At 72.3% G+C, this 25,287-nt stretch carries 20 protein-coding genes; 9 read left to right on the top strand and 11 right to left on the bottom strand.

The window, feature by feature from the left end; translation table 11 throughout:
* Window positions 1-3 precede the first annotated feature (3 nt).
* The 5 genes from ACTIE5_RS25165 to ACTIE5_RS25145 form a co-directional block, all read right to left on the bottom strand.
* Window positions 4-969: a tripartite tricarboxylate transporter substrate binding protein gene (locus ACTIE5_RS25165; protein ID WP_439552482.1), complete on the bottom strand. Its 966-nt coding sequence runs from the start codon at window positions 967-969 to the stop codon at window positions 4-6.
* A gap of 88 nt (window positions 970-1,057) precedes the next feature.
* Entirely contained in the window at window positions 1,058-1,822 is a 765-nt protein-coding gene (locus ACTIE5_RS25160; RefSeq protein ID WP_439552481.1) for a GntR family transcriptional regulator, read from the bottom strand.
* A gap of 1 nt (window position 1,823) precedes the next feature.
* A complete protein-coding gene (gene hmgA, locus ACTIE5_RS25155; protein WP_439552480.1) occupies window positions 1,824-3,173 on the bottom strand; it encodes a homogentisate 1,2-dioxygenase in 1,350 nt (449 codons plus the stop codon).
* Window positions 3,174-3,192: 19 nt separating this feature from the next.
* Window positions 3,193-3,972, bottom strand: coding sequence for an SDR family NAD(P)-dependent oxidoreductase (locus ACTIE5_RS25150; RefSeq protein WP_439552479.1), 780 nt, complete (start codon window positions 3,970-3,972; stop codon window positions 3,193-3,195).
* 68 nt (window positions 3,973-4,040) lie between these two features.
* Window positions 4,041-6,962 carry an ATP-binding protein gene (locus ACTIE5_RS25145; protein WP_439552478.1) on the bottom strand — a complete coding sequence of 974 codons (2,922 nt, stop codon included), beginning with the start codon at window positions 6,960-6,962 and terminating at the stop codon, window positions 4,041-4,043.
* A gap of 229 nt (window positions 6,963-7,191) precedes the next feature.
* On the opposite strand from ACTIE5_RS25145, the gene pgi reads away from it, so the two are divergent.
* Window positions 7,192-8,811 carry a glucose-6-phosphate isomerase gene (gene pgi / locus ACTIE5_RS25140; protein ID WP_439552477.1) on the top strand — a complete coding sequence of 540 codons (1,620 nt, stop codon included), beginning with the start codon at window positions 7,192-7,194 and terminating at the stop codon, window positions 8,809-8,811.
* Between the two features lie 18 nt (window positions 8,812-8,829).
* Here pgi and ACTIE5_RS25135 read toward each other — a convergent pair whose 3' ends face one another.
* Both ACTIE5_RS25135 and ACTIE5_RS25130 read right to left on the bottom strand, forming a co-directional pair.
* Window positions 8,830-9,495 (bottom strand): flagellar hook assembly protein FlgD, encoded by a 666-nt coding sequence (locus ACTIE5_RS25135; protein WP_439552476.1) that lies wholly within the window; start codon window positions 9,493-9,495, stop codon window positions 8,830-8,832.
* A 12-nt stretch (window positions 9,496-9,507) separates the two neighbouring features.
* Entirely contained in the window at window positions 9,508-11,472 is a 1,965-nt protein-coding gene (locus ACTIE5_RS25130; protein WP_439552475.1) for a flagellar hook-length control protein FliK, read from the bottom strand.
* Between the two features lie 252 nt (window positions 11,473-11,724).
* Here ACTIE5_RS25130 and ACTIE5_RS25125 point away from each other — a divergent pair, with 252 nt between their 5' ends.
* The 7 genes from ACTIE5_RS25125 to ACTIE5_RS25095 all read left to right on the top strand — a co-directional run bounded on the left by ACTIE5_RS25125 (window position 11,725) and on the right by ACTIE5_RS25095 (window position 19,646).
* The gene (locus ACTIE5_RS25125; RefSeq protein ID WP_439552474.1) at window positions 11,725-13,092 is read left to right on the top strand and encodes a flagellar hook protein FlgE; all 1,368 of its coding nucleotides are present in this window, start codon (window positions 11,725-11,727) and stop codon (window positions 13,090-13,092) included.
* 24 nt (window positions 13,093-13,116) lie between these two features.
* Window positions 13,117-14,646, top strand: a complete 1,530-nt coding sequence (locus ACTIE5_RS25120; protein ID WP_439552473.1) for a flagellar hook-associated protein FlgK — start codon at window positions 13,117-13,119, stop codon at window positions 14,644-14,646.
* Between the two features lie 2 nt (window positions 14,647-14,648).
* Window positions 14,649-15,689, top strand: a complete 1,041-nt coding sequence (locus tag ACTIE5_RS25115) for a flagellin (protein WP_439552472.1) — start codon at window positions 14,649-14,651, stop codon at window positions 15,687-15,689.
* A gap of 282 nt (window positions 15,690-15,971) precedes the next feature.
* Window positions 15,972-16,460, top strand: coding sequence for a flagellar biosynthesis repressor FlbT (locus tag ACTIE5_RS25110; protein WP_439552471.1), 489 nt, complete (start codon window positions 15,972-15,974; stop codon window positions 16,458-16,460).
* Window positions 16,461-16,665: 205 nt separating this feature from the next.
* Window positions 16,666-17,856 (top strand): flagellin N-terminal helical domain-containing protein, encoded by a 1,191-nt coding sequence (locus tag ACTIE5_RS25105; RefSeq protein ID WP_439552470.1) that lies wholly within the window; start codon window positions 16,666-16,668, stop codon window positions 17,854-17,856.
* A 79-nt stretch (window positions 17,857-17,935) separates the two neighbouring features.
* A complete protein-coding gene (locus tag ACTIE5_RS25100) occupies window positions 17,936-18,340 on the top strand; it encodes a flagellar biosynthesis regulator FlaF (RefSeq protein WP_439552469.1) in 405 nt (134 codons plus the stop codon).
* Between the two features lies 1 nt (window position 18,341).
* The gene (locus ACTIE5_RS25095; protein ID WP_439552468.1) at window positions 18,342-19,646 is read left to right on the top strand and encodes a DUF1217 domain-containing protein; all 1,305 of its coding nucleotides are present in this window, start codon (window positions 18,342-18,344) and stop codon (window positions 19,644-19,646) included.
* Between the two features lie 27 nt (window positions 19,647-19,673).
* Here the strand turns inward: ACTIE5_RS25095 and ACTIE5_RS25090 are convergent, their stop codons facing one another.
* Window positions 19,674-19,958 carry a hypothetical protein gene (locus ACTIE5_RS25090; protein ID WP_439552467.1) on the bottom strand — a complete coding sequence of 95 codons (285 nt, stop codon included), beginning with the start codon at window positions 19,956-19,958 and terminating at the stop codon, window positions 19,674-19,676.
* A 238-nt stretch (window positions 19,959-20,196) separates the two neighbouring features.
* On the opposite strand from ACTIE5_RS25090, the gene ACTIE5_RS25085 reads away from it, so the two are divergent.
* Entirely contained in the window at window positions 20,197-21,291 is a 1,095-nt protein-coding gene (locus ACTIE5_RS25085; RefSeq protein WP_439552466.1) for an AbrB family transcriptional regulator, read from the top strand.
* 3 nt (window positions 21,292-21,294) lie between these two features.
* Here the strand turns inward: ACTIE5_RS25085 and ACTIE5_RS25080 are convergent, their stop codons facing one another.
* The 3 genes from ACTIE5_RS25080 to ACTIE5_RS25070 form a co-directional block, all read right to left on the bottom strand.
* Window positions 21,295-22,290 (bottom strand): hypothetical protein, encoded by a 996-nt coding sequence (locus ACTIE5_RS25080; protein ID WP_439552465.1) that lies wholly within the window; start codon window positions 22,288-22,290, stop codon window positions 21,295-21,297.
* Window positions 22,291-22,388: 98 nt separating this feature from the next.
* Window positions 22,389-24,503: an ATP-binding protein gene (locus tag ACTIE5_RS25075; RefSeq protein ID WP_439552464.1), complete on the bottom strand. Its 2,115-nt coding sequence runs from the start codon at window positions 24,501-24,503 to the stop codon at window positions 22,389-22,391.
* Window positions 24,493-25,008 carry an adenine phosphoribosyltransferase gene (locus ACTIE5_RS25070; protein ID WP_439552638.1) on the bottom strand — a complete coding sequence of 172 codons (516 nt, stop codon included), beginning with the start codon at window positions 25,006-25,008 and terminating at the stop codon, window positions 24,493-24,495. The genes ACTIE5_RS25075 and ACTIE5_RS25070 overlap by 11 nt, the downstream gene beginning before the upstream one ends.
* Between the last annotated feature and the right edge of the window lie 279 nt (window positions 25,009-25,287).

Here is a 25,287-nt window from a genome sequence, read left to right as displayed (position 1 = left end):
GCGCTACTGCCGTTCGAGGCGCGCGCGGTCGATCACCTGGTTCCAGCGAGCGACCTCCCCGGCGACGAAGCCCCGCATCTGGTCAGGTGAATTGGGCGCGACGCGGGTGCCGAGTGCCTCCAGCCTTTCGCGCACGGCGGGGATCGCGACGGCGCGGCGGAGTTCGGCGTTCAGGCGTTCGACGATGGGCGCCGGCGTGCGGGCGGGGGCGGCCAGGCCGACCCAGGAGACCACCTCGAACCCCGGCGCGGCGCTGGCGACGGTCGGCACATCCGGCAGGCTGGGCCAGGCGGTGGCGCTGGTGACGCCGAGCGCGCGGACGGTGCCGGCGGCGATGCCCGCGCCCGTCACGGTCACGCTGTCCACCATCATGTCGATACGGCCGGAGAGCAGGTCCGTCAGCGGCTGGGTGCCGCCGCGATAGGGCACATGGGTCAGCGAGACGCCGAGCGTCTGCGCCAGCAATTCGCCCGTGAGGTGCTGCGTCGATCCGACGCCGACGGAGCTGAAGGTAAGGCCGCCGGGATCGCGCCGCGCGCGCGCCGCCATGTCCGCGAGCGAGGTGATCGGGCCATCGGCGCGCGTGGCGACGACGAAGGGGAAGACGGAGACGGTGGAGATGAAGCTGAAATCCTCGATCGGGTCGAAGCGCAGCGTGCGGAACAGCGCCGCGGAGACGGCGTGGCCGCCGGTCAGCAGGATCAGCGTGTGGCCATCCGGGCGGGCGCGGGCGGCGGCTTCGCTGGCGATGTTGCCACCGGCGCCGGTGCGGGCTTCGACGACGACGGGCTTGCCGAGCGCCTCGGCGAGCGGGGCGGCGATGACGCGGGCGATGACATCCGCGTTGCCGCCCGCGCCGAAGCCGTGCAGCAGCGTGATGGGCCGGTCGGGCCAGGCCTGCGCGACGCTTGGCGTGGCGAGGACGGCGAGCGGCGCCGCGAGTGCCGCACGCCTGGTGATCTTGTGCATTCCGTGTGTTCCTCCTGATTGTTTTTTTGAAGGCGGGGTCCGGGGGGCGCCACGCCCCCCGGCGGAGTGTGAGGCGGAGCCTCGCCCTTTAGTCGTTCTGTGCCACGTCGAAGCTCACCCCGAAGCGGAAGCGATCCGCGCGGTAGTCGATCTCCACCAGGTCCAGCACGCGGCGTTGCGCATCCTGGCTGATGCCGGTGAAGAACAGGATCGGACTGAGTGGTGGCACGCCGAGCAGGCGCGTCACGTCCGGGCTGCCGGCGCGGGCTTCGATGCCGTTCTCGATGCGAGAGACGGGCAGGTTCAGCGCATCGCGCAGCACGCGCGTCATCGGCCATTTCGCGAGGGCGTCGAGCGGCACGCGGCGCCCGTGTTCGACGGGAAGCCAGTTGACGGCGTGGCTGACGACCTCGCCCGCGTTGCGGCGCAGGCGGCGGAACATGGACAGCGCCGCGGCGCCGGGGAAATGCGCGGCGAGGCGGGGTGGCACCGCGACCTCCGCCTGTTCCAGCAATTCGAATTCCTCCGCACCGTGCTGGGCGAAGTGGGAATCGAGCGAGCCGCGGAGTTCCAGCGGCGGGGCGGTCAGCGCGTCCATCGCCACGAAGGTGCCGCGGCGACGGTGGCGGGTGATGACGCCTTCCGCCTCCAGCGGTTTCAGTGCCTCCCGCACCGTCACGACACCGACGCCGTAGTGGCGGGCGAGGTCGGCTTCGGTCGGCAGGCGCATCGCCTGCGCCTGGCGTGGCCGCGCGCGGATCGCAGCCAGCAAATGCTGGTGGATCTGGTAGCGCAGCGGCAGGTCCCGGCCGAAGGAGGCGGGCGCGGGCCAGAGCGTGCTCGCCTCCTCCACTTCAGGCGCGCTGGAAGTCGCGCGTCAGGCCGTCCCAGCAATCGGGGTAGCCGGTGTCCATGAGTTCGAGGGACGACGCATAGCCGGTGGCGTTCATGGGGTAACGGGTCTCGAACATGAAGGCCATGGTGCCGGACAGGCGCTCGGGCTTGAGTTCGCGGGTGGACGCCTTCTCGAAAGCCTCGGTGTCCGGGCCATGGGCGATCAGGGCATTGTGCAGGCTCATGCCGCCCGGCTTGAAGCCTTCGGGCTTGGCGTCGTACTGGCCGTAGATCAGGCCCATGAACTCGCTCATGACGTTCATGTGGTACCAGGGCGGCCGGAAGCTGTCCTCCATCACCACCCAGCGTTCGGGGAAGATGACGAAATCGACGTTCGCCGTGCCGGGCGTTTCGGAAGGCGCTGTCAGCACCGTGTAGATCGAGGGATCGGGGTGGTCGAACAGCACCGACCCGACGGGCGAGAAGCGGCGGAGATCGTATTTGCAGGGCGCGAAATTGCCGTGCCAGGCGACGACATCCAGCGGCGATTGCGCGAGCTGCGTGGTGTAGAGCTTGCCCTGCGACTTCACGAGAAGCTCGCAGGGTTCCTCCCGGTCCTCATAGGCCGCGACGGGGGTCAGGAAGTCGCGCGGATTGGCCAGGCAATTGGCGCCGATGGGGCCGCGTTCGGGCAGGGTGAAATAGGCGCCGTAATTCTCGCAGACATAGCCGCGCGCGGGACCATCCGGCAGGTCCACCTTGAACTTCATGCCCTTGGGGATGAGGACGATCTCGCCGGGCGCGGCGTGCAGCCGGCCGCATTCCGTGAAGACCTCGATGGCGCCGATCTGGGGGACCAGCAGCATCTCCCCATCCGCGTTGTAGAAGTAGCGGTTATCCATGGATCGGTTGGCGAGATAGACGTGGCTGGCGATGCCCGCCTGCATCTGCGCGTCGCCGCAGGTGGTGATGGTGCGCAGGCCCTGGATGAAATCCGTGGGCTCGGTCGGCATCTCTATGGGGTGCCAGCGGAGTTGGCCGATGGGCAGGTCGCTTTCGTCGCGGCACGGCGCGGTGCGGATCAGCCCGGCGTCGATGCGGCGGAAGCCGTTGCCGTGCCGGACGCTCGGGCGGATGCGGTAGAACCAGGTGCGCTTGTTGGCGTGGCGCGGCGCGGTGAAGGCGGTGCCGCTGAGCTGTTCGGCATAGAGGCCCCGCGGTGCCTTCTGCGGCGAATTGCGGCCGACCGGCAGCGCGCCGGGCACGGCCTCCGTCGCGAAGGAATTGGCGAAGCCGGTCATGTAGGCGAGCGTGCCGTCGGACGGCGAGAGCACCGCCTCGCTCGGCGGCATCAGCACGGTATCGGGCATGGTCGATCCTCCCTGCGTTTCAGAGATGCCGGCCGCCATCGACGAGGATGGCGGTGCCGGTGGTCAGGCGCAGATGAGTGGCCGCCGCCATGATGGCGAGCGCGACGTCATCGGCTTCGGCGACGGTCTTCAGCGGCGTGGTCGCGGCCTGGCGCTCCACCCCTTCCCGCCCGCGGCCCGGCACGAAATCAGTCGCGACGGCGGCGGGGGAGACGCTGATGATACGCACCTCCGGCCCCAGCACGCGGGCCAGCGACATGCCCATGGTGTCGAGCGCCGCCTTCGAGGCGCAATAGGCGATGGAGGAACCAAGGCCGGTGGAGGCCGAGAGCGACGACACATTCACCACCACCGCGTCCCCGCCCCGCTTCATCAGCGGCGCGAAGGCGCGGATGGTGGAGAAGGGGCCACGGACATTGGTGATCAGGATGCGGTCGAAGCTGGCATCGTCCAGGCCTTCGAGGTCGGCATGGGGCACCGCACGCGTGACGCCGGCGGAATTCACCAGCACGTCGCAGCGCCCATAGGCGGCCTCGACCTTCGCGGCGGCGTCGCGGATGGCGGCGCTGTTCTCCATCGGGATGTGCAGCGCCAGGTGGCAGCCCGGGCCCGGGAGTTCAGCGACCAGCGCGGCGGCACGGTCCGCGCCGCTGTTGTAGCCGATGACGACGGAAGCGCCGGCGACGGCCAAGCGGCGGACGGTGGCGGCGCCGATGCCGCTGCTGCCACCGGTGACGACCGCGACGCGGCCTTCCAGCCGGTATTCGCCCTGGCCGCCCGCACGCAGGTTTCCGCTCATGCGCTTCCCCCAATCCTTCTATGGATAGGATGAATACGCCCAGGCCTTCCCTCCGGTCAACGCAGGATTCAGGCGGCGCGGTGCAGGGCGGATTCCAGCGCCATGGCGAGTTCCGCCAGGCTGTAGGGCTTGGCCAGGCGCTGCGGGCCGGGGCCCTCCGGCCAGGGGCCGGCATGGCCGGTGGCGAGGATGACGGGCAGGCCCGGATGCAGCGCCGCGATGCGCCCGGCCAGCGCGCTGCCCGTCATGCCCGGCATCGCGAAATCCGTGACCACGGCGCTGAAGGGCTCCGTCGCCGCATCCAGCAGGGCCAGCGCGGCCTCCCCGGATGTGGCGGTCCTGACCTCGTAGCCCAGCTCCTCGATCAGGGCGGCGGTGCTGTCGAGCACGAGGGGTTCGTCATCCACCAGCAGCACGCGCCCGGTGCCGGGCGGCGCCACGGGCTCCGCCGCCGCGGCCACCGGCGGCGCCGGGGCGGTGGAACGCGGCAGCCAGAGCGTGCAGGTGGTGCCCTGCCCCGGCGCGCTGTCGATGGTGAAGGCACCGCCGGATTGATGCGCCAGCCCATGCACCATGGACAGGCCAAGCCCCGTCCCCTGCCCCGGCCCCTTGGTGGAGAAGAAGGGCTCCACCGCGCGGGCAAGGGTGGTGGCATCCATGCCATGGCCGGTGTCGCTGACCGCGATGCGCAGCATGGGCGGCGCGGCGCGGCCTTCGGGTGGTGCCGCTTCCTCCACCACTACCTCGATCCGCCCGCCATCGGGCATGGCGTCCCGCGCATTCACGACCAGGTTGATCAGCGCCAGTTCCAGCGCATGGGGATCGACCAGCGCGGGCGGCAGGCCTTCGGGCGCCCGCACCGACACCGTGACGCGCGGCCCGGCGGAACGCGCGATGAGGTCGCGGAGATTGGCCAGCAGGCAGGCGAGATCGACGGCGGAGGGCCGCAAATCCTGCCGCCGCGCGAAGGCCAGCAGCCGCTGCGTCAACTGCGCGCCGCGTTCGGCGCCGAGCGTCGCGGCATCGAGGTGGCGGATCACGGCGGGGGGCGGCGCCTCCCCCAGCCGCTTGCGGGCCAGCGCGAGGTTGCCCATCACCGCCATCAGCAGGTTGTTGAAATCATGCGCCACGCCACCGGTCAGGCGCCCCAGCGTCTCCATCTTCTGGGCTTCCAGCAGCTGCGCCTGCGCGATCTTCAGGTCGGTGACGTCGCGCGCCTCCGGCACGAGGAGGGAGACGGTCCCGTCATCGCCCCGCACCGGCTTGATGGAGAAGTCGACCGTGATGATGCCGCCATCGGCGGCGCGCATCCGCGCTTCCCGCCGCACGAAGCCGCCTTCCGCCGCCTGGCGGATGGATGCGCGCACGGCCTCCACCTCCTCCTCCGGCCACCAGGGGGCTTCCCAGGATTTCCGGCCGGCGACGCTGGTGCCCTTGGTGCCGACCAGGCGCAGCAGCGCCTCATTCGTCTCCAGCACCGTGCCGTCCGGCGACAGCAGGCCGATGAACTGGAAGGTGGCGTCGAAGATGCCGCGGAAGCGGGCCTCCCCTTCCCGCAGCCGGGCATTGGCATCAGCCAAGGCACGGGTGCGTTCGGCGACGCGCTGTTCGAGGATGGCGTTGGCTTCCGTCAGCGCCTGGGCTTCCCGCCGCCGCGCCGTGACGTCGAGCGCGATGCCGAGCAGGCGCCGCGCCTCTCCGCCGATGGCGCGGCGCACTTCCGCGCGCACGCCGATCCAGCGATCGGGGGCGGCATCCCCCTCTCCGGCGGAACGGGGCGCCAGGCGGAATTCGATGTCGAGCGGCGCATCCCCCCGCACCGCGGCATCCAGCGCCGCCTGCAGCGCGGGGCGGTCCTGCGGGTGGACGGCGCGCAGCGCGGCACGGGTGGAAACGCGGCGGCGGATGCGCAGGCCCCAGGCCAGGAACACGTCGCCGATCAGCGTCAGCCGCCCGTCGCGCAGATCCCAGTCCCACAGGCCGATGCCGCCGGCCTGTTCGGCCAGGCGCAGCCGCGCCTCCCCTTCCTGGACGGAGGCCAGCAGGTCCTCCCGCTCCGCCAGCGCGAAGGCCAGCGCGCTGCCGCGTTCCTCGGCGGAGGCCAGGGCCTGCCCTTCCCGCCGCACGGCACGCAGCGCGGCCATGGCGAGCAGCCCGGCGATGGCGATGGAGGCGCCGAACAGCAGCCCGTTGCGCAGCAGCCTGGCGTGGAAGGGCGCCAGCACATGGTCGCGGGACATGGCGGCGGTGGCGGCCAGCGCCAGGCCTGGCGTGCTGGACCAGGCCACCAGGCGGCGGTCGCCATCGGGGGCCGTATCCTCCCGCCGCCCGACCGGGCCGGGCAGCGGGTCCGCGGCCGGCAGGGCGTTGCCCACCGGCGGCAGGGGCCATTGCATCGCCACCGTGCCGTCCTGGCGGGACAGGCGCAGCATGGCGCCGGGGCCGAGTGCCAGCCCGGCCGCAACCCGGTTGATGTCCGCGCTGCCGATGGCGATGACGATGACGGCGGAAAGCCCGCCCGCCTCGTCGCGGCGCGCGCGACTCCAGGTGAAGAACCAGCCGCTTTCCGGCCGGGTGAACAGCATGCCGGAGACATGTTCCCGCCCGCCTTGCAGCAGGGGCGCGAAATAGGCGCGGTTGGCATAATCCTGTCCCAGCAGCAGCGTGCCTTCGCTGCTGGCCGCGACATGACCCTCCCCGTCCATGATCCAGAGCTTGGCGACCTCCGGCGTGCCGGTGGCAAGGGCGGCGAGCAGGGGCTGGCGCCGTTCCCCCAGTTCCTCCAGCCCATGGCGGTCCATCAGGGCTTCGACCCGGTCGGCGGTGATGGCCGCGATGCGCATCACGCGGTCGGTATGCTGCGCCAGCAGGGCGGCGGTGTTCTCGGCATCCGTCCAGCCCTGCTCCAGCGTCGCCTGGCGGTCGAGCAGCACGGTCGCGCCGAAGAGCCAGGCGGCGATCAGCGCGAAGGCGGCCAGGCTGAGCGTCATCCACCCGCCGCCCCTGGCGGCCGCGCGCCCCTGGCCGGCGTGGATGTGATCCCCCTGAACCTGCCCCACCTGAAACTGCCCCCCCTGAACGTGCCCCATCGGCCGTCCCGCCATTCCGCTTCCCTTCGCAGTGTGCCACCGGAACGGTATCTAGACCCAGAACCGGACCCGGCACACGCTCGTTAGGGCGCGGCCGGGATATTGTCCGGCGTCATCGCGGAGGGCGGACATGAGGGATGGAGAGGCTTGGGGGGCGCTGATGGCGCTTGGCCGCCAGCCCGGTGCCGCCGCCATCCGCCCGTTGCTGGATGCCGATCCCGCCCGCGCCGCCACCCATGCCCACCATGCGGCGGGGCTGATGCTGGACCTGTCCCGCACCGCGCTGACGCCTGCCGTGCAGGATGCGCTGCTGGCCCTGGCCCGCGCGCGGGGGGTGCTGGCCTTCCGGGACGCGATGGCGGCGGGGCAGCCGGTGAACGGGACGGAAGCGCGCGCCGCGCTGCACATGGCGCTGCGCGGGCCGGCGGGTGCGTTCCATGCGGGGGGGGAGGATGCCTCCGCCGCCGTGCATAGCACGCTGTCGGCCATGGCGGGCTTCGTGAAGGGTGTGCATGAGGGCACGATCCGCGGCGCGCGGGGGGGCGGCTTCACCGATGTGGTGAATATCGGCATCGGGGGGTCGGACCTCGGCCCCGCCATGGTGACGCGGGCGCTGTGGCGGCAGGGCTGCCCGATGCGGGCGCATTACCTGGCGAATGTGGACGCCCATGCGTGGGAGGCGCTGCGGCCCAATCTGGACCCCGCGCGCACCCTGGTGCTGGTGGCGTCCAAGACCTTCACGACGCAGGAGACGATGGCCAATGCCCGCCTGGCGAAGGCCTGGCTGGCGGATGCGCTCGGGGAGGCGGCGGCGGGGTCGCATCTGGCGGCGCTGTCCACCAACCTGCCCGCGACGGCCGCCTTCGGCATCGCGCCCGACCGCGTCTTCGGCTTCCGCGACTGGGTCGGCGGGCGGTTCAGCCTGTGGTCGGCCGTGGGGCTTTCCATCGCACTGGCCTGCGGGATGCCGGCCTTCCAGGGCCTGCTGGCCGGCGCGCGCGCCATGGACGAGCATTTCCTGTCGGCGCCGGAAGCCACCAATTTGCCGCTGCTGCTGGCGGCGGTGGAAGTCTGGCACGTGAACGCGCTGGGCTACCCCGCCCGCGCGGTGCTGCCCTATGACGAACGCCTGTCGCGCTTCGCCGCCCATCTACAGCAGCTGGAGATGGAGAGCCTCGGCAAGCAGGTGACGGTGGAGGGCGCGCCGGTCGCCCATGCCACCGGCCCGGTGGTCTTCGGGGAGCCGGGGACCAATGCCCAGCATTCCTTCCTGCAGCTGATCCACCAGGGCACCACGCCGGTGCCGGTGGATTTCGTGCTGGTCGCGCGGCCGGACCACGGCCATGCGGAAAGCCACCGCATCCTGCTGGCGAATGCACTGGCGCAGGCGGAGGCGCTGGCCCGCGGGCGGACGGGGGCGGAGGCGCGGGCGGAGATGGCGCGGGGGGGCATGGCCGCCGCCGAGATCGACCGCCTGGCGCCGCACCGCACCTTCCCCGGCAACCGGCCCAGCGTGTCCATCCTGCTGCCGGCGCTGACGCCGGAGACGCTGGGCGCGCTGGTGGCGCTGTATGAGCACAAGGTAGCCTGCCTCGGCGCCTTCTGGGGGATCAATCCCTTCGACCAATGGGGGGTGGAACTCGGCAAGCAGCTGGCGGGTGGCATCCTGCCGGCGCTGGCGGGGGATGCGGAGGCGAGCGACGCCGCGACGGCAGCGATGATCGCGGCGATCCGGCGGCTGCAGGGCTAGCCGCGCCATCACGCGCGCTCAGCGCGCGGCGGCGATGTCCCTGATCCGGTCATAGGCCACGTTCACCGCGCCCATCTTGAGCGTGACCGCGCCATCGACACGCGTCGCGCCCGTCACCTCCGCCGTCACGGTGTGGTTGATGGCGGTGGTGCCGCCATCGCTGGCCTGGCCAGTGACGGTCAGGCGGTAGCTGCCATCGTCGCGCAGCTGGCCCCGGGAATCCTTCCCGTCCCACTGCCAGGTGCTGGCGGCGGTGCCGAGCGGCACGGTCTGCGCGCGCACCAGATTGCCGGTGGTGTCGCGGATCTCGATCCGGGCGGCGCGGGCGGTCCCGGCGGCGGGCAGGTTCACATCGGCGCGGCCGTTCTGCAGCGGCAGGCGGTCCGATTCCACCGTCACGCGGCGGCCGACCAGCGCCGCCGCCTGGCCCAGCTGCCCCGCCTGCTGCAGGGACAGCAGGGATTGCAGCGTGGTGTTGGTGTTCATCTGCTGTTCGACGGTGGAGAACTGCACCAGCTGCTGGGTCAACTGGTTGGCATCCATCGGCTGGGTCGGGTCCTGGTTCTGCAACTGCGTCGTCAGCAGGCGCAGGAAGGTGTTCAAATCGGCCGACAGGCGGTTGCTGTTGGCGGTCGCCTGGGCGCCGGAGGTGGTGGAATTGGTGGCGCTGATGCTGCCGCTCATGGCGATTCTCCTTCAGACGGCAAGGTCGAGGAGACCGCGATGCGCGGCCCCCTGGCGGTGGATGGCACCAGGCGCGGGCAGCGGGCCGGTCGCGTCGCGCGAATTGGCCGCGCGGGCGGACGGCGCGGCCTGGTTCTGGGCCTGGCCCTCGCGCTGCGCCTGGTCCCGCGCCGCGCCGCCATCGCCCAGGCTGAAGGACAGGCTCGCGCCCCGTTCCCCGATCCCGGCATCGGACAGCGCGCGTTCCAACTCGCCGGCATCGCGCTGGAGCAGCGCCAGCGTGTCGGCACGCTCCGCCGTCACGCGCACCAGGGCCTCGCCCCGGCTGCGGTCGATCGAGACCTCCACCCGGCCCAGTTCCACCGGGTCCAGCGTCAGGGTCAGGCTGGAATCGCCGCCGAGCGCCAGGGCGACGGCGAAGGGTGCGACCTGGCGGGCGGGCCAGGCGACGGGCGTTGCGGCGGCGCGGGCCAGCAGGGGTGGCGTGCGGGGGGCGGGATCCGTGGTGGCGGCGACGGCAGGCTGAGGCGGCGTGGCCGCGGCTTCCATGCGCGGCTCGGCGGCCTGCGGCGCGGCGTGATGCGCGCCGGCAGATGATTCGGGGGATACCGCCGGCAGCGTTGGGCTGGCCTCGGCGATCGCGGCGGGCGGGGGATCGAGGGCGGCGCCTTCCGGCAGCGGAGCGGGATCGGTGACGGGGGCGGCGGCCAGGGGGTTCGGGGTCGGGCCGGGGGTCGGCGTCGGGCTGGCGCCCATTGCGGAGCCGGGCGCGGGGCCGGGCGCGGTCGCCGCCAGCGCATCCCCGCCCCGCCCCGCCGGCGCGCTGGAAGCCGGGCGCGGTGCCGGGGTGCCGGCGATGGCACCCGCCTGGACGCTGGCGACGACGACGCCGGCCAGGGGCTGGGTGGCGGCGGCGGTTTCGGTCGGCTGGGCCTGAAGCTGGGCCTGGGGCGACGCGGCGGTGGCCGGTGCCTGGGCGAGGTTCGGCGGCGCACCGGGCGGCGATGCGGCGGCGGATGCCGGGGCCGGGGCGGCCGCCAGGGGCTGCGCGGCGGGCGACGCGTCCGCCTCCCCGATTGGCCCCGGCGAAGGGGCGGTGGCCGCGCCCGGCAGGAGAAGCCCTGCCGGTCCGCCCAAAGCCGGGGCGGTGGCCGCTGCCCCTCCCGCCGAAGCCTCCATCGCTGCCGCCGCCGGGGTAACCGCCGGGGCGACCACTGGCGCCACCCCCATCGGGGAAGGCGATGCGGCGGGGGTGGGAGCCGGCAGGGCTGCTTCCGCGGGCGCCGCCGCCACGGTCTGCGCAAGGACGGCCGGGGCCGGCCCTGTGGGCGGCGGCGCGGCGCCATCGGCGGCGACGCCCGGGGCGATCTGGCCGGGCGGGGCGGCAGCCGCAGCGTCCGCGGGCGCCGGAGCCGGGGGTGCGGGGCCGGTCGAAACAGGACCGGAGGGTGCGGGACCGATGGATGCGGCACCGGGCGGCATGGCCGCAGGCACCGGCGCGCCAGCGGCAGGCGGGGCGCCAGCGGCGGGCAGGGCAGCAGGGGATGGGGGCGCCGGGGACGGGGTGGCGGGCAGGCCGGCCATCGCCTGTTCGATCGCCAGCGCCGTCACCGGCAGGGACTGGCCATCGGCCGAGGGTTCCGCCGCCGGGCTGTCGGCGAGGATGGGGCCGGATGGGGCCTCGGCAAGCCCGGCGGGCGGGTCCGGCGACGGCGGCGTGGTCGCCGCATCGGCCTCGACAGAAACCGGGACGGCGTCGGTGGTCGCCTCCGCCGCCGCGTCCGGCTTCGGCCCAGGGGTTTCGCCCGGCACGGCGCCGGGGGCGCGCGGCGCCTCTCCGCCGGCCGCCACGGCTTCCTCCAGCGCCTGGCCGAAGCGGCCCCGCGCGGATTGGCTGCCGGCAGGCGCGCCCCCGGAAAAACCAGGGGGCGCGGCGGCGGGGCCGGGTGGGCTGGCCGAGGGAAGGGGAAGGTCCATGCGGGGGCCGGATGCGGTTCGGGGCCTCCAGCGCAACGGCCATGCCAGGGCCGGGGGGCCCGCCGGCGGCAGAAGCCGGTCCCCGCCCGGCAGGATCTGCCGCCGGCCGGCAGGACTGGCCCTGCCGGCGGGGGGCGGACGCTGGCACGCGGGTTGCGCTGGCACCGCCAGGCGGGGTGCGAAGGCACCGCGACAACCAGGCCAGGGGGCGGCGACGCCACCGGCCCCTACCCCTTCTGGAGCATCCGGACCATGTCGCTGCTCGGCTCGATGACCACCGCGATCAGCGGCCTTGCGGCGCAGGCCCGCGCACTGGGCCATGTCTCCGACAACGTGGCCAACAGCCAGACCGTCGGCTTCAAGCGCACCGACACCAACTTCACCAACTGGCTGACGCGGTCAAACCTGCGGGTGAACCTGCCGGGTTCGGTGGAGGCGCGGCCGGACTACACCAACACCGTGCAGGGCACGATCGAACAGGTGGAGAACCCGCTGGCCATGGCGATCGCCGGCCAGGGCTTCTTCTCCGTCTCCCAGTCCCGCGGCGGGTCGGGGGCCGATGTGATCTTCGACGACCGGCAGATGTTCACCCGCGCGGGCGACTTCGCCATGGACCGCGACGGCTACATGGTGAATGGCAGCGGCTACTACCTGGAAGGCTGGACCATGCTGGCATCCGGCCAGCCGGACCGCACCTCCCTGGCGCCGATCCGCATCTCCGAACTCGTTTACAACCCGGTGCCGACCAGCTCCATCGACCTGGCGGCGAATTTGCCAAGCAATGTGGACGCGGTGGCGGCCATTCCCGCCGCGGCCCCCTGGGCGCCGCCGGAGGACCCGGTCAGCAGCGTCATCCAGATCTATGACGCGCTCGGCAACCAGCAGCAGGTGACGCTGGATTGGTGGCGGCTCGATACCGACACCTGGCGGCTGCGCATCACGCCGGAGAACGACACCGCCGCACCCGCCGATGGGCGCTTCGTCGATGTGCAGTTCGGTGGCCAGATCGCCGCCGGCCCGCCGGTGGTGAATGCGGCGCCGGGCACCATCTCCTCCATCACCACGCGCGCCAACGCCACGGGCACGACGCCAGCGCCATCCGAGGCGGGGGACAATGCCTTCCTCGGCTTCGCGGTGGATTACGGCTACGGGAACCAGGACGTGCAGATCAACCTCGGCGGCTTCGGCGTGCCGACGGGCCTGACCATGTATGCCGGCACCGAGTATTCGGTGCGCGACCTGTCGCAGGATGGCGTGCCGCTGGGCGCCTATAACGGCGTGACGATTCGGGAGAATGGCGACGTCGCGGTGAACTACGACAACGGCCAGACGCGCATCGTGGCGCGCGTGCCGATCGTGGCCTTCAACGACCCGGACAAGCTGCAGAAGCTGGACGGCCAGGCCTTCCTGCGCACGGTGGAAAGCGGGGAGGCGCGCGTGACCGATGCCTCCACCAACGGGGTCGGCAAGCTCGTCACCAATTCCGTCGAACGGTCGAACGTGGATATCGCGGCGGAATTCTCGAAGCTCATCCTCGCGCAGCGGGCCTATACCTCCAACACCCGCATCGTGACGGCCAGCGACGAGATGCTGCAGGACACGATCAACATGAAGCGCTGAGGCGACACGCGCGGGAACTGACCCATGGGCCTCGACCTCGCCTTCACCGTCGCGCGCAGCGGCCTCAGGCTGCTGGAGCGCCAGATGGCGCGCACGTCCAACGACATCGCCAATGCGGGGGTCGAGGGGCATACGCGCAAGGTGCTGGAAGGCCGCACGCTGACGGCGGCGGGCACGGGCATCGGCGTGCGCAGCCAGCCGGTGGCGCGCGACGTGGATCTGGCGCTGATCGCGGCGCAGGACCGCGCCAAGGGCGATGTTGCCGCCGGCGCGCTGCGGGAGGATCTGCTGCGCGGCGTGGAGGCGGCGCATGGATCGCCCGAGAATGGCGACAGCGTCGGCGGGCTGATGGGCGGGCTGCGCGACGCCATCGTGGCGCTGCGCGAAGCGCCGGCGGATGCGATCCGGCGCAGCACCGTCGTCACCGCGGCGGAAACGCTGGCCGATCGGCTCAACAGCGTCTCCGCCGCGATCGGGGAGGCGCGGCAGCAGGCGCAGGACGCGATGCGGACGGAGGTGGAGGCGTTGAACGCCAACCTCTCCTCCATCGCCGGGCTGAACGACGCGATCCGGCGGGAGGCCGCGTCCGGCCGCAGCACGGCGGAGCTGGAGGATCAGCGGGACCAGTTGATCGGGCAGGTGTCGGAAAGCCTCGACCTCACCGTCATCCGCCGCAGCAACGGGGAGGTGACGCTGGTGGCGCGCGGCGGCATCACGCTGCCGCTGGAGGAAGGGGGCCGCCCCTTCACGCTCGCCGATGCGACGGTGGGATCGGGCGCCTGGCACGGCAATGGCGGCACGCTGCCCGGCGTGATGCTGGAGGGCATCGACGTGACGCGGCGGCTGGCCGGCGGGCGGCTGGGGGCGGCGGCGGAATTGCGGGACGCGACGCTGCCGCGGATGCAGGCGGAAGCGGATGTCGCGGCGTCCCAACTGGCCTACCGGATGGAAGCGCAGGGCCTGCGGCTGTTCACCGACGATGCCGGCACGGTGCCCGACGTGACCCAGCCCTATGCCGGCAGCGCCATGGTGGGCTTCGCCGGCGCCATCCGGGTGAACCCGGATGTCGTGGCGGACCCGGCCCTGGTGCGGGATGGCACCCATGCGGTGGTGGCGGCGCCGGGCGGGCCCACGGCCTTCACGCCCAATGCCGCGACGGGGCCGGCGGGCTTCGCGACGCTGCTGGACCGGGTGCTGGACTTCACCTTCGGCGCGGAACTGGCCGCGGGCACGCCGCAGCCCGGCTTCGCCAGCGGCGCGCTGGGGCCGGATGGCACGCTCTCCTCCCCCCTCAGCGGGCTGCGGACGCTGGAGGATTACGGCAGCGCGCTGGTGGCGGAACAGGCGGGCACCCGCGCGGCCGCGACCGCCACCAAGGAACGGGCGGAGGGGCTGCGTGATGTCCTCGGCGCCCGCCTCCAGCAGCGTTCGGGGGTCGATGTGGACAAGGAGGTGGCGTCGATGGTGCAGTTGCAGACCGCCTACAGCGTGAATGCGCGGGTGATCTCGACCATCCAGGCGATGTGGGACGCGCTGTTCGGCGCGGTGCGCTGACCATGTCCACGATCTCCATGATCGGCAGCATGGCGCTGGAACAGGCGTCGATGCGGCAGCGGGTGGACGTGATCTCCCGCCAGGTCAGCACCGGGCAGCGCGGCGCGGTACATGGGGACCTCGGCCTCGATGCGCGGCGGGCGATCGACCTGAAGGTCGAGATCGGCAAGCGGGAGGCCTTCACCGAGGCCGCGGACCGCGCGCTGGCGCGGGCGGGTGCGGCGCAGACCGTGCTCGGCCGGCTGCACGACATCGCGAGCAACGTGGCGGCGGAGGCGCTGCGGGCGCGGACGCTGGGCGCCGTTTCCGTCGACTCCCTGGCCGACATCGCCCGCGCGGCGATGGAGGAGGTGGCGGCGCTGCTGAACACGCGCCATGGCGGCGAATACCTGTTCGGGGGTTCGGACGTGACATCGCCGCCGGTGCCCGACGCCGCCAATGTCACGACCGGGCCGATGGCCACCGCGATCGCCGCGGCCGTGGCGACGCTGGACCCGACCAATGCCGCGACGGTGCTGGCGGACACGCAGACCATCGCCACCGATCCCGCGACCACCCCCTTCTCCGCCTTCCTGGAAACCGATGGCGCGACGGAAGCGCGGCGCGCGCTGCAGGTGGCGGATGGCGAACGCGTGGCGATCGGCGTCTTCGCCAACCGCGACAGCGCGGATGAGGTGACGGCGTCATGGGGCCGGGAATTGCTGCGCAGCCTGGCGACGCTGGCCGCCGTCGGCCAGGCGCAGTTCGACACCGGGGAGGGCTGGCAGGAACTGCTGCAGGGCGCGACCGCGACGCTGAACGGCGCCACCGGGGCGCTGGCGGCAGAACAGGGCAAGCTCGGCGCCGCATCCGCACGCATCGATGCGACGCGTGAACGGCATGCGGACATGCTGGTGGCGCTGCGCACGCAGCTCGGTGACGTGGCGGAGGTGGATCTGGCGCAGGTCTCCGCCGAGCTGGCGCAGGTGAAGGAGAGGCTCGAGGCCTCCTACACCGTGACGACGATGGTCTCCCGCCTCTCGCTCGTATCGATGCTGGGGTAGCGGTGGCATGGCAGGGTTATGGAAGGGGATGATGGCATGAGGGACGATGGGATGGATCGGGGGCGCCGCCTTCAACCCTGGTTAAGCCGGATCGGTGATGATGCGTCTGCGACGTGCGTCCCCGGCAGAAGCGCCGGGGCGCGCGGCGCGCCCTCGAAGGATCGAGCACGCGGCGCAGGCTGTGTGGTGGCGAAAGATTCGCGTTGGCCGGCGTTCGCCGGCCCCCCGGCATGGCGGGCCGCTTCCCCCCCGCCGCCATGCCGCCAGGCTTGGGAGAGTGGCATGTCCACGTTGGTGCTCGAGATGCGTGCCGGTGAGTTGATGGTGGTGAACGGCGCGTCGCTGCGGTTCCGCAGCCGGACCCGGGTGGAGCTTGTTGCCAAGGCGCGTTTCCTGTTCGGCAAGCAGGTGATGGCACCGGAGGCGGCGAACACACCGGCGCGCCGCATCTATTTCGCCCTGCAATGTGCCTATGTCGGGCCCGAGGAGGATCGCGAGGCCGCGATGGCGGATGCGCATCGCCTGGTGTCCGAGTTCCAGGAGGCGACGACGTCGTCCATGGCGCGGCAGCTGCTGGAGCGCGCGCTGGCGATGGCGGAGCAGGATGAGTGGTACCAGGCGCTGCGGCTGGTGCGGCATGTGATGCGGCATGAGGCGACGGTGCTGGGCCTTGATGTGCAGACCGGGCTGCCGATGCCGATGGTGGGTGTCGCAGCGGCGGCGACGGCTGCGGCCAGCGTGGCGGCGGCGATGCGGCCGCACGCCGAGTAGTTTTTGCGCGTGTTTTTCCGCCGCGCCGGGTGGGGCTTTACGCAGCCTTCATCCCCGGCGTGGCAGGATACGGAAGAAGGCCCGCGGATGGCGGGCCCCTGGCCGGTGGCGGCGGCGTCGTAGCGACGCGGTGCGCCCGGTCCCGTGAGGAGGGAGGCAAAAAGCCGGCCTGACCACGGAACGCCTGATCAAGGAGATGGGGACAATGTCCTCCGTCAACACGAATGCCGCCGCCATGGCGGCGATCCGCTCGCTGAACAATATCGGCAAGGACATGGGCAAGACCCAGCAGCGGATCGAGACGAACCTGCGCATCAGCAAGGCCGATGACGATCCCGCCGTGTTCGCGATCTCGCAGAACATGCGCGCCGACCTGAACGGCATGACGGCGGTGAAGGACAGCCTGAAGTTCGGCAAATCCGCGCTGACCGTCGCGCGTGACGCGGCGACGCAGATCTCCGACGAACTCGGCCGGCTGAAGCAGACGATGACGCAGGGCCAGCAGCAGGGCCTGGATGCGGAGCAGATCAACAACCAGATCACCAACGCGCTGCAGAACATCGACGCCTTCGCGAATTCCGCCACCTTCAACGGCGTGAACCTGCTGGTGAACGGCCTGACGGTGGATGGCGTGACCAACACCTCCGTCGATATCGTCCGCGACATCCAGGGTTCGGTCACTTCCGTGCAGGGCACGGACAGCACCTCGGCGGGGCTTGACCTGACGGGCCTGTCCGTCACCTCCGCCGCGCGCACCGTGACCTTCGACGACACGCTGGCGCCGGCGAATGGCGAGGTGCTGACCGTGACGGTGCAGCGCGACCTCGACGGTGACCCGACGACGGCGCTGGAGGATGTGGACCTGGTGTTCGAGTTCAGCGATGGCACCGCCGCGCTGGGCACCACGCCGGACCCGAATGTGCGTGTCTTCGACGTGCAGTTCGAGGCGACGGACAGCCCGCTGACCCGCGTGACCGCGCTGATCACGCGCATGAAGGAAGCGGGCCTCGATGCCGGCCTGAACAATGAGGGTGAGCTGTTCATCCGCGGCAATTCGGAAGACGTCACCACCGACATCACGGGTGCCACGGTGGAAGCCGCGCCGGCGGCGGGCACGGGCCAGGATGAGGCGATCGCGCTGGTGGAAGGCGCCATCGACCTGATGGGCACGCGCCTGGCGAACCTCGGCGCCAATATCCGCCAGGTCGATGGTCTGACGACCTTCACCACCCAGCTGAACGACTCGATCAAGGAAGGCCTCGGCGCCCTGGTCGATGCGGATCTGGCGGAGGAAAGCGCGCGACTGACCAGCCTGCAGACCAAGCAGCAGCTGGCGACGCAGTCGCTCTCCATCGCCAACGAACAGAGCCAGTCGCTGCTCAGCCTGTTCCGATGATCGGCTGAAGCGCCGTCGAAGACGGCGGGGGTGCCGGCGGTTCCGGCGCCCCCGCCGAATTGCGTCAACCGGAGGGATCATGAGCGCAGCGCGCTACGCCGCCACCCAGAACGCCCACGCGCATCCGCGCGACATCGAATTGCGCGCCTTCCGATACGTCAACGGCCTGATGGCCGCGGCCAGCGACACCAAATCCCGCGCCGTGGCGCTGGAGAAGGTGCACCGCATGTGGTCGATCTTCATCAGCGACCTGGGGTCGCCCGGCAACAGGCTGCCGCCGGCGCTGCGCGGGCAGCTCATCTCCCTCGGCCTCTGGGCGCAGCGCGAGACCGACCTCCGGCTGGAGGATGGCGGCAGCCTGGAGCCGCTGATGGCCCTGCATCGCGACATGATAGAGGCGCTGGAATCCCAGCGCGGCCTGCCCGCGACGCCGGCGGCGACCCCCGCCGCGGCCACGCTGCATTTCGTCGCGGGCGTCGCCTGACATGCTGCCCGGCCTTGGCGCGCTGACGGCCTTCGCCGTCGCGCAGCGCGAGGGCCAGAGGCTGGAAGCGCGCTTCGCCGAGCGCCGCGACAACAAGGCGGCGATGGACCGCTTCCGGGATGCCGCGACGAAACACCAGGATGTCGAATCCCTGCTGAAGGACCGCCGCACCCTGCAGGTGGTGCTGGAAGCCTTCCAGCTGGAAGGCGAGATCGACAAGCGCGGCATCCTGCGGAAGATCCTGACGGAGGATCCGACCGCGGAAGGCGCACTGGCCAACAGGCTGACGGACCGGCGCTGGCGCGAACTGGCCGCCGCCTTCTCCACCCGCCAGGCCAGCGCACTGACGACGACGCAAATGGCCGCGCTGACGACGACGCAGGTGGCGGCGCTGTCCGCGAGGCAGGTGGCGGGGCTGAGCACCGAACAGGTGCGCGCCCTGTCCAGCACGCAGGTCGCAGCACTTTCCACAACCCAGCTTCGCGCGCTGGGCAGCGCCGCGATTTCCGTGCTCGACCTGCCGGATGTGCGCGCGCTGGGATCGGCGCAGGTGGCGGCGCTGCGGCCTTCACAGGTGGCGGCGCTGACGCCGCTGCAGGCCGCGGTGATCGATCCCGGTGAGATGCGGCAATGGGGTGCGGCGCAGATCCGCGCGCTGACCACCACACAGGTCGCGGGCCTCGGCACCACGCAGGTCGCCGCACTCGGCACCGACCAGCTGGCAGCGATGAGCATCGAGCAGTCGCGCTCCCTCACCACCCGGCAGATGGCGGCACTCGGCACGACGCAGATCGCCTCGCTCAGCCGTGCGACGCGGCTGGGGGATGAGGCGGTGGAGGCAGCGGCGGCGGCGGAAGCGCGCGCGGCATCGCCCTTCGCCGCCGATCCCGGGCTGCTGGATCGCATCACCGCCGGCGCCATCACCAACCGCTACGAGAAGGCGATGGGCGACGGCAATCCGGGGCTGCGGGAGGCGCTGTACTTCATGCGCAACGCCGCCAAGGTGACGACCATCGTGGGGCTGATGGAGGACAAGGCGATGACCGCGGTGGTGCGCGGCGCGCTCGGCCTGCCGGACAGCTTCGGCGTGCTGGATTTCGACCAGCAGAAGACGCTGCTGACGCAGCGGCTGGATGTGACGAAGCTGCAGGATACGCGGGAAGTGGCGAAGCTGGCGCAGCGCTACCTGGCGCTGTCCGCAACCCCCGCCACCGGCGGCAACGCGGCGGTGGCGGCGCTGTTCGGTGGCAGCAGTGCAAGCGCCATCGCCACGCTGTCGACGCGGCGGATATCCTTCACAGCGTGATCCCCGCCGCAAGCGGCGGGGGCGGCCTCAGCTGGAGACGTCGACGCTGCTGGCGGGTTCCGGGCGCGGCTGGTCGCGATAGGCTTCCAGTTCCTTCGGCGTCGGGATCGACAGCGACAGCTCCCCCACCGAGTCGCGGAACTCGATCACCACCAGGCTCAGCGCCGGGTCGATGCGCAGGCGCGGGTTGGGCATGGCGGGCGCGACATCCACCGCCGGCTTCTCGGCCGTCGTGGGGGTCTGCGTACGCGGCGGCGGGATCGGCGCGACAGCAGAGGAGGGGATGGCTGGCTGGAGCATGGTGGTGCTCATGGTCGGAATCTTCCGGAAGCGCCCTCCTGGCGGGATTGTCCGACCCGGTCAGGGCGGAGCAGAGAGCCGGTCATGGGATTTGCGGCCTCAAAACCCACCATGCGGGAAAGCCGCTACAGAAGTGTTAAGTGCGGCGCAGGAATGCCTCATGGCGCGAGAATCCGTCTTGACGCATGGCACCACGGTTTGACCGCGCGGCGGGGCGGGAGGATGCTGCACCACGGAAAAAAAATCGGCCGTGGCACCCTCCCCTAATCCTTCCAACGCGGCACCCGCCACTCCCCCTGGGCCACTCCCCCTTGGGCCGCTGGCCTATCTGCTGACGGCGCTGGCCGCGGCAGGGGGCGGGGCGCTGTTCTCCCTGCTGCATATTCCGCTGGCCTGGATGCTGGGCGCCATGGCGGCGACGGGGGTGCTGGCCTGGCATGACCGGGCGGCGGTGGCGCCGCCGATGCGGCCCGTGGGGCTGGTGTTCCTGGGACTCGGATTCGGGCAGACCTTCTCCACCCCCGTGCTGGCGGCACTCGCCACCGCCCTGCCCTGGCTGGTGGCGGCGGCCGTGGCCAGCATCGTCATCGGCGCGCTGGTGGCGCAGGCCTTCGCGCGCATGGCGGGGACGGATACGCGGACGGGCTATTTCGCCGCGGTGCCGGGCGGCGTGATCGTCATGGCGGTGCTGGCGCAGCGGGCCAATGTCTCGGTCCCGGCGGTGACGCTGGCGCAGACGATCCGCGTGATGCTGGTGGTGGTGATCTTCCCGCCGCTGATCACCTGGCTGGCCCCGCAAGGGGGCGCGGGGGCCTTCCTGGCGGAACGGCCGGCGGTGGATCCGATGGGCCTGCTGCTGCTGGTGCCGGCGGGTTTCGCGGCCGCCTTCCTGTTCCGGCTGATGCCGCTGGCCAATCCCTGGATGCTCGGCCCCTGCGCCATGGTGGTGCTGATGGCGGCCTTCGATGTGCTGCCCTCCGGCGTGCCGACCTGGATGGTCAATCTTGGCCAGATCGGCATGGGGGCGAGCCTCGGCCAGCGGCTGAACCGCCGCTTCATCCTGAGTTCGCGGCGCCTGGCGCTCGCCTCCGTGGGTTCCACGCTGCTGCTGTCCGCCATCCTGGCGCTGGCGGCGGTGGGGCTTGCCTGGCTGTCCGGCCTGCCGGTGACGGCGGCGCTGCTCGGCATGGCGCCGGGCGGGATGCCGGAGATGACGATCACGGCCAAGGCACTCGACATGGCGGTGCCGCTGGTGCTGGGCTTCCACCTCGTCCGCACCGTCGCCTGCAACCTGCTGGTCGATCCGATCTGGCGGATCGCGGTCAGGATCGGGCTGGCGAAGTGATGGTCAGGCCGCCCGCCAGTTGAGGCGGCGAAGCAGCCATTCGCGATAGGCCAGCGCGATGTCGGCCGGCGCGCAGAGCGTGGTGGACAGGACCGTCGCCTCCGCCGGGCCGGCGCGGCGCGCGCCGTCATCCAGCGCGCCGGGCGTCTCCTCCACCCATTTCTGCGCGGCGCCGCGCCACAGCGCCACGACATCGGCAGCGGTGAGTGGCGGCAGCACCAGCAGGCCGCGTGTCCGCAGCGCGGCACCGGCGGCGCGCGCGGCATCCAGCAGATCCGGCCGGTGGGGATCGGGGATGAGGTCGCCGAGGGAGGGGATCTCCGGCGCCATCGGGTCCCTGGCCCCGCCCGCGGCATCGAAGGCGAACCATGGGGACAGGCCGAGCGAAGCGGCGCGCGGGCCGGGCGTGCCGCCGCACAGCACCAGCGCATCCGCCTGGCCCTGCCGCACCGCCGCTTCCGCCGCGGCGGCCGACAGGCCGAAGATCGGCGTGGCGCGGCGGCCCATCAGGTCCAGCGCCAGCAGGGAAGCGACCTCCGCCGAGCCGGGGCTGGGGAGCGCGATGCGCAGCGGCGTGCCATCCGCCGGCGCACCGCGGCCGGCCACCACCGCCGTTTGCAGGCTGGCGCAGAGCGCGGGCCATTGCCTTGGTTCGTAGCGGGCGCGGCTGTCGCCCACGAGTTGCGCCTGCACCGCGAGTCCCGGCAGCATCAGCAGCACGCGGCCATCGGGGGCGGAGGAGGAGGCGAAGCGGTTGGCGGCGGTGATGCCATCCGGCCCGCCGAGGACGGAAACCCGCACGGCGGCGGCCTGCACCAGGCCCCGGGCCAGCGCCGCGGCGGCGCGGCCGGCGAGCTGTGCCTCCGCCCCATCCTCCGGCCCCGGGGCCAGCAGCGTGGCGGCTTCGGGCACGGGGGCGGCGGCGAAGGCCGGGCGCACGGTCGCGCCCAGCGCCGCCGCCAGGGCCGCGCCGGTGAGTCCCCTTCGGGTCGGGTCCATGCTTCCCATCCCCCTCGGCCTCTCCGTCTGGCGCCACCTAGCCGCCGGATTAAGGCGCAATCGTGGCAGGCTCTCCTCCGGCCCGGTCCGGCCGGGGTTCAGGAACGCGCCTCCGCCGCCTGGCCGGCGGCGCGGGACAGGGCGGCCAGGCTGCGCTCGACCAGGGACGGCAGGGCGGCCAGCAGGGATTCCGCCCGCGCCTGGTCCCCGGCGCGGGATGCCACTTCGATCGCCAGCGCCGCTTCCCGCAGCGCCGCCGCGCCGAAGGTTCCGGCGGCGGCCTGCAGGGAATGGGCTTCCTCCTCCAGCGCCGGCAAGGCGGGGGCATCCAGCAGGCGGCGCAGCCGGGCCTCGGTCTCCGCGACGAAGATGGCGATGAGGTCCGGCAGGCGCCCGGGGCCGAGCGCCCCGCGCAGTTCCTCCAGCGTCGCGCGGTCCAGCAGGGAATGGGCGGGGCCGGGTTCGGGGCCGGGCGCGGGGCGGCGCGGGCGGCGTTCCATCAGGGCGGCGACAGTGCCCACCAGCACTTCCCGCACCACCGGCTTGGCCAGGTGCCCGTCCATGCCGGCGGCGAGGCAGCGTTCCACATCGCCCGGCATGGCGGCGGCGGTGAAGGCCAGGATTGGCACCAGCGCGGCCTCCCCCTCCAGCGCCCGGATGCGGGCGGTGGCGGCGTAGCCATCGAGGCCCGGCATCCGCACATCCATCAGGATGGCGTCGTAGGAAGCGCGGGCGGCGGCGGCGACGGCCTCCATGCCATCCGTCACCAAATCCACCCCGAAGCCGGCGCGGCGCAGCATGGCGGCGGCGACCAGCTGGCTCGCCTCCCCATCCTCCGCCAGCAGCAGGCGGCCGCGCGGCGCGCCATCGGGCGCGCGGCGGGCGGTGGCGGGCACGGGTTCGGGGGGCAGGAGGGTGGCGGGCGCGGAGTCCGAAGGTTGCTCGACGGCGGCGACCAGGGGCAGGTCGAAGCGGAAGACGCTGCCGGCGCCGGCCTCGCTTTCCACCGCGATGGTGCCGCCCATCAGCCCGACCAGGCGGCGGCAGATCATCAGCCCCAGCCCCGACCCGCCATGCCGCCGCGCCGTGCCGGAATCCGCCTGCTGGAAGCGCTGGAACAGGCGGCGGCGGAGCGCGGGGGAGATGCCGCAACCGCTATCCTGCACCTCCACCACCAGGCGATCGGCGAAGCGGGCCAGGCGGATTTCCACCGCGCCGGCGGCGGTGAACTTCACGGCGTTGTCGGCCAGGTTCATCAGCACCTGGCGCAGGCGCTGCGGGTCCCCCACCACACGCCTGGGCAGGCCGGGGTCGATCCGGGCGCGCAGCCCGATGCCCTTTTCCGCCGCTGCCGCCGCCTGAAGGGCCAGCACGTCCCGCACCGGCTGGTCGAGGTCGAAGGCGATGGATTCGAGCGTGAGCTGCCCGGCCTCGATCCGCGACAGATCCAGGATCTCGTTCACCGTCCAGAGCAGCGTATCGCCGCAGCGGCGCGCGGTATCGACATAGGCGCGCTGCTCCGCATCCAGCGCCGTGTCGGTGAGGAGGGAGAGCGTGCCGAGCACGCCGTTGAGCGGCGTGCGGACCTCATGGCTCATGAAAGCGAGGAATTCGGATTTCTCCTCGCTCGCGCGTTCCGCCGCGCGGCGGGCACGCTCCGCGGCGCGGGTCGCGGTGCGGGCGGCCTGTTCGGCGGCCACGCGATCCGTCACGTCATGCTGGATGCCGAGGATGTGGCGAAGCGCGCCATCCGGCCCGAGGACCGGGGAGAGGTGGAGTTCATTGACGAAGCGGCGGCCATCGCGCCGGTAGTTCACCAGGCGGATGTCGAGGGGCCGGGCCTCGCGCACCGCGTCGCGGATGGCGGCCAGCGCCGCGGGGTCCGTGCCGGGGCCCTGGAGGAAGCGGCAGTTGCGGCCGATCACCGCCTCCGGCGGATAGCCGGTGATGCGGTGGAAGGCGGGGTTGGCGAAGATGATGGGGCAGTCCGGCAGCGTCGGGTCGGCGATGACGATGCCGGTGGGCGCGGCCGCGGCGGCCGCGGCAAGGAGCGCGGGAAAGGCACCCGCCGCGAAGGCAGCGGGATCGCCAGCAAGGTCCGGGAAGCCCGCCGCCGGTCCGGGGAGTGACCCGGCGGCGGGCGAAAGTCTGGCCGGCGTTTCCGGCGGCGGGTCCGATTCCGATCCCGCCGGCGGAGGCCGGCTAATCGTCATACTGGATGAGCGCTTCGAAGGGGACATCGAGCCGGCCTCTGCCACCGAGGAAGGTCAATTCGATCAGCGCCGCGGCGCAGGGCACCACGGCCCCGGCCTGGCGGAGCAGGGAGATGCCGGCCGCCATGGTGCCGCCCGTCGCCAGCAAATCATCCAGCAGGATGACGCGCTGGCCGGGCTGGACGGCATCGGCCTGCATCTCGATCCGGTCCGTGCCGTATTCGAGGGCGTAGCTGAGCCCGATGGTCAGCCCCGGCAGCTTGCGCGGCTTGCGCAGCATGACGAAGCCCAGGCCGAGTTCGAGGGCGAGCGGCGCCGCCACCAGGAAGCCCCGGCTTTCGATGCCGGCCAGGACCTGCGGCTGGTGCGGGCGGATGATGTCAGCCATCCGCGCCATGGCGGTGCGCCAGGCGGGCCCGTGCCGCAGCAGGGTGGAGATGTCGTAGAACAGGATCCCCGGCTTCGGGAAATCCGGGATGCCCCGGATGTGGTCCTTCAACTCGATCGCGGGATCGGGCACCAGGCGGGTGCCATCGGCGGGAAGGCTGGAAGGGGGCAGGTGCTGGTCGGCCATGCGGGTGGTCATGCGCTCCGGGAGGCGGGTCCGAGTCCGGGCGCATGACGGCTTGCCGCCGCGCATGTCGCGCGGACGGCGGGCCAGCCTGTGCCTTCCTCGGGGCTCACGCTACGCCCGGGCGGGCGGGCGCCGCAACAGCGTCATGCGGTCGGGCGGATCGGGTCCGTATCGGCGGGGGCTTGGCGGATGGCGGGGGGCGGTCCACAT

This window comes from Falsiroseomonas sp. (assembly GCF_051859025.1).
GTDB lineage: Bacteria > Pseudomonadota > Alphaproteobacteria > Acetobacterales > Acetobacteraceae > Falsiroseomonas.
Note: the sequence above shows the minus strand (reverse complement) of the source record. Positions and strands in the feature narration are given on the sequence as shown.

Bases quoted from the DNA above. Each gene is read 5' to 3' on its own strand.
- ACTIE5_RS25165 (WP_439552482.1), bottom strand. From the start codon at position 969: ATGCACAAGATCACCAGGCGTGCGGCACTCGCGGCGCCGCTCGCCGTC.
- hmgA (WP_439552480.1), bottom strand. From the start codon at position 3,173: ATGCCCGATACCGTGCTGATGCCGCCGAGCGAGGCGGTGCTCTCGCCG.
- ACTIE5_RS25150 (WP_439552479.1), bottom strand. From the start codon at position 3,972: ATGAGCGGAAACCTGCGTGCGGGCGGCCAGGGCGAATACCGGCTGGAA.
- ACTIE5_RS25145 (WP_439552478.1), bottom strand. From the start codon at position 6,962: ATGACGCTCAGCCTGGCCGCCTTCGCGCTGATCGCCGCCTGGCTCTTC.
- pgi (WP_439552477.1), top strand. From the start codon at position 7,192: ATGAGGGATGGAGAGGCTTGGGGGGCGCTGATGGCGCTTGGCCGCCAG.
- ACTIE5_RS25135 (WP_439552476.1), bottom strand. From the start codon at position 9,495: ATGAGCGGCAGCATCAGCGCCACCAATTCCACCACCTCCGGCGCCCAG.
- ACTIE5_RS25130 (WP_439552475.1), bottom strand. From the start codon at position 11,472: ATGGACCTTCCCCTTCCCTCGGCCAGCCCACCCGGCCCCGCCGCCGCG.
- ACTIE5_RS25125 (WP_439552474.1), top strand. From the start codon at position 11,725: ATGTCGCTGCTCGGCTCGATGACCACCGCGATCAGCGGCCTTGCGGCG.
- ACTIE5_RS25120 (WP_439552473.1), top strand. From the start codon at position 13,117: ATGGGCCTCGACCTCGCCTTCACCGTCGCGCGCAGCGGCCTCAGGCTG.
- ACTIE5_RS25115 (WP_439552472.1), top strand. From the start codon at position 14,649: ATGTCCACGATCTCCATGATCGGCAGCATGGCGCTGGAACAGGCGTCG.
- ACTIE5_RS25110 (WP_439552471.1), top strand. From the start codon at position 15,972: ATGTCCACGTTGGTGCTCGAGATGCGTGCCGGTGAGTTGATGGTGGTG.
- ACTIE5_RS25105 (WP_439552470.1), top strand. From the start codon at position 16,666: ATGTCCTCCGTCAACACGAATGCCGCCGCCATGGCGGCGATCCGCTCG.
- ACTIE5_RS25100 (WP_439552469.1), top strand. From the start codon at position 17,936: ATGAGCGCAGCGCGCTACGCCGCCACCCAGAACGCCCACGCGCATCCG.
- ACTIE5_RS25095 (WP_439552468.1), top strand. From the start codon at position 18,342: ATGCTGCCCGGCCTTGGCGCGCTGACGGCCTTCGCCGTCGCGCAGCGC.
- ACTIE5_RS25090 (WP_439552467.1), bottom strand. From the start codon at position 19,958: ATGAGCACCACCATGCTCCAGCCAGCCATCCCCTCCTCTGCTGTCGCG.
- ACTIE5_RS25080 (WP_439552465.1), bottom strand. From the start codon at position 22,290: ATGGACCCGACCCGAAGGGGACTCACCGGCGCGGCCCTGGCGGCGGCG.
- ACTIE5_RS25075 (WP_439552464.1), bottom strand. From the start codon at position 24,503: ATGACGATTAGCCGGCCTCCGCCGGCGGGATCGGAATCGGACCCGCCG.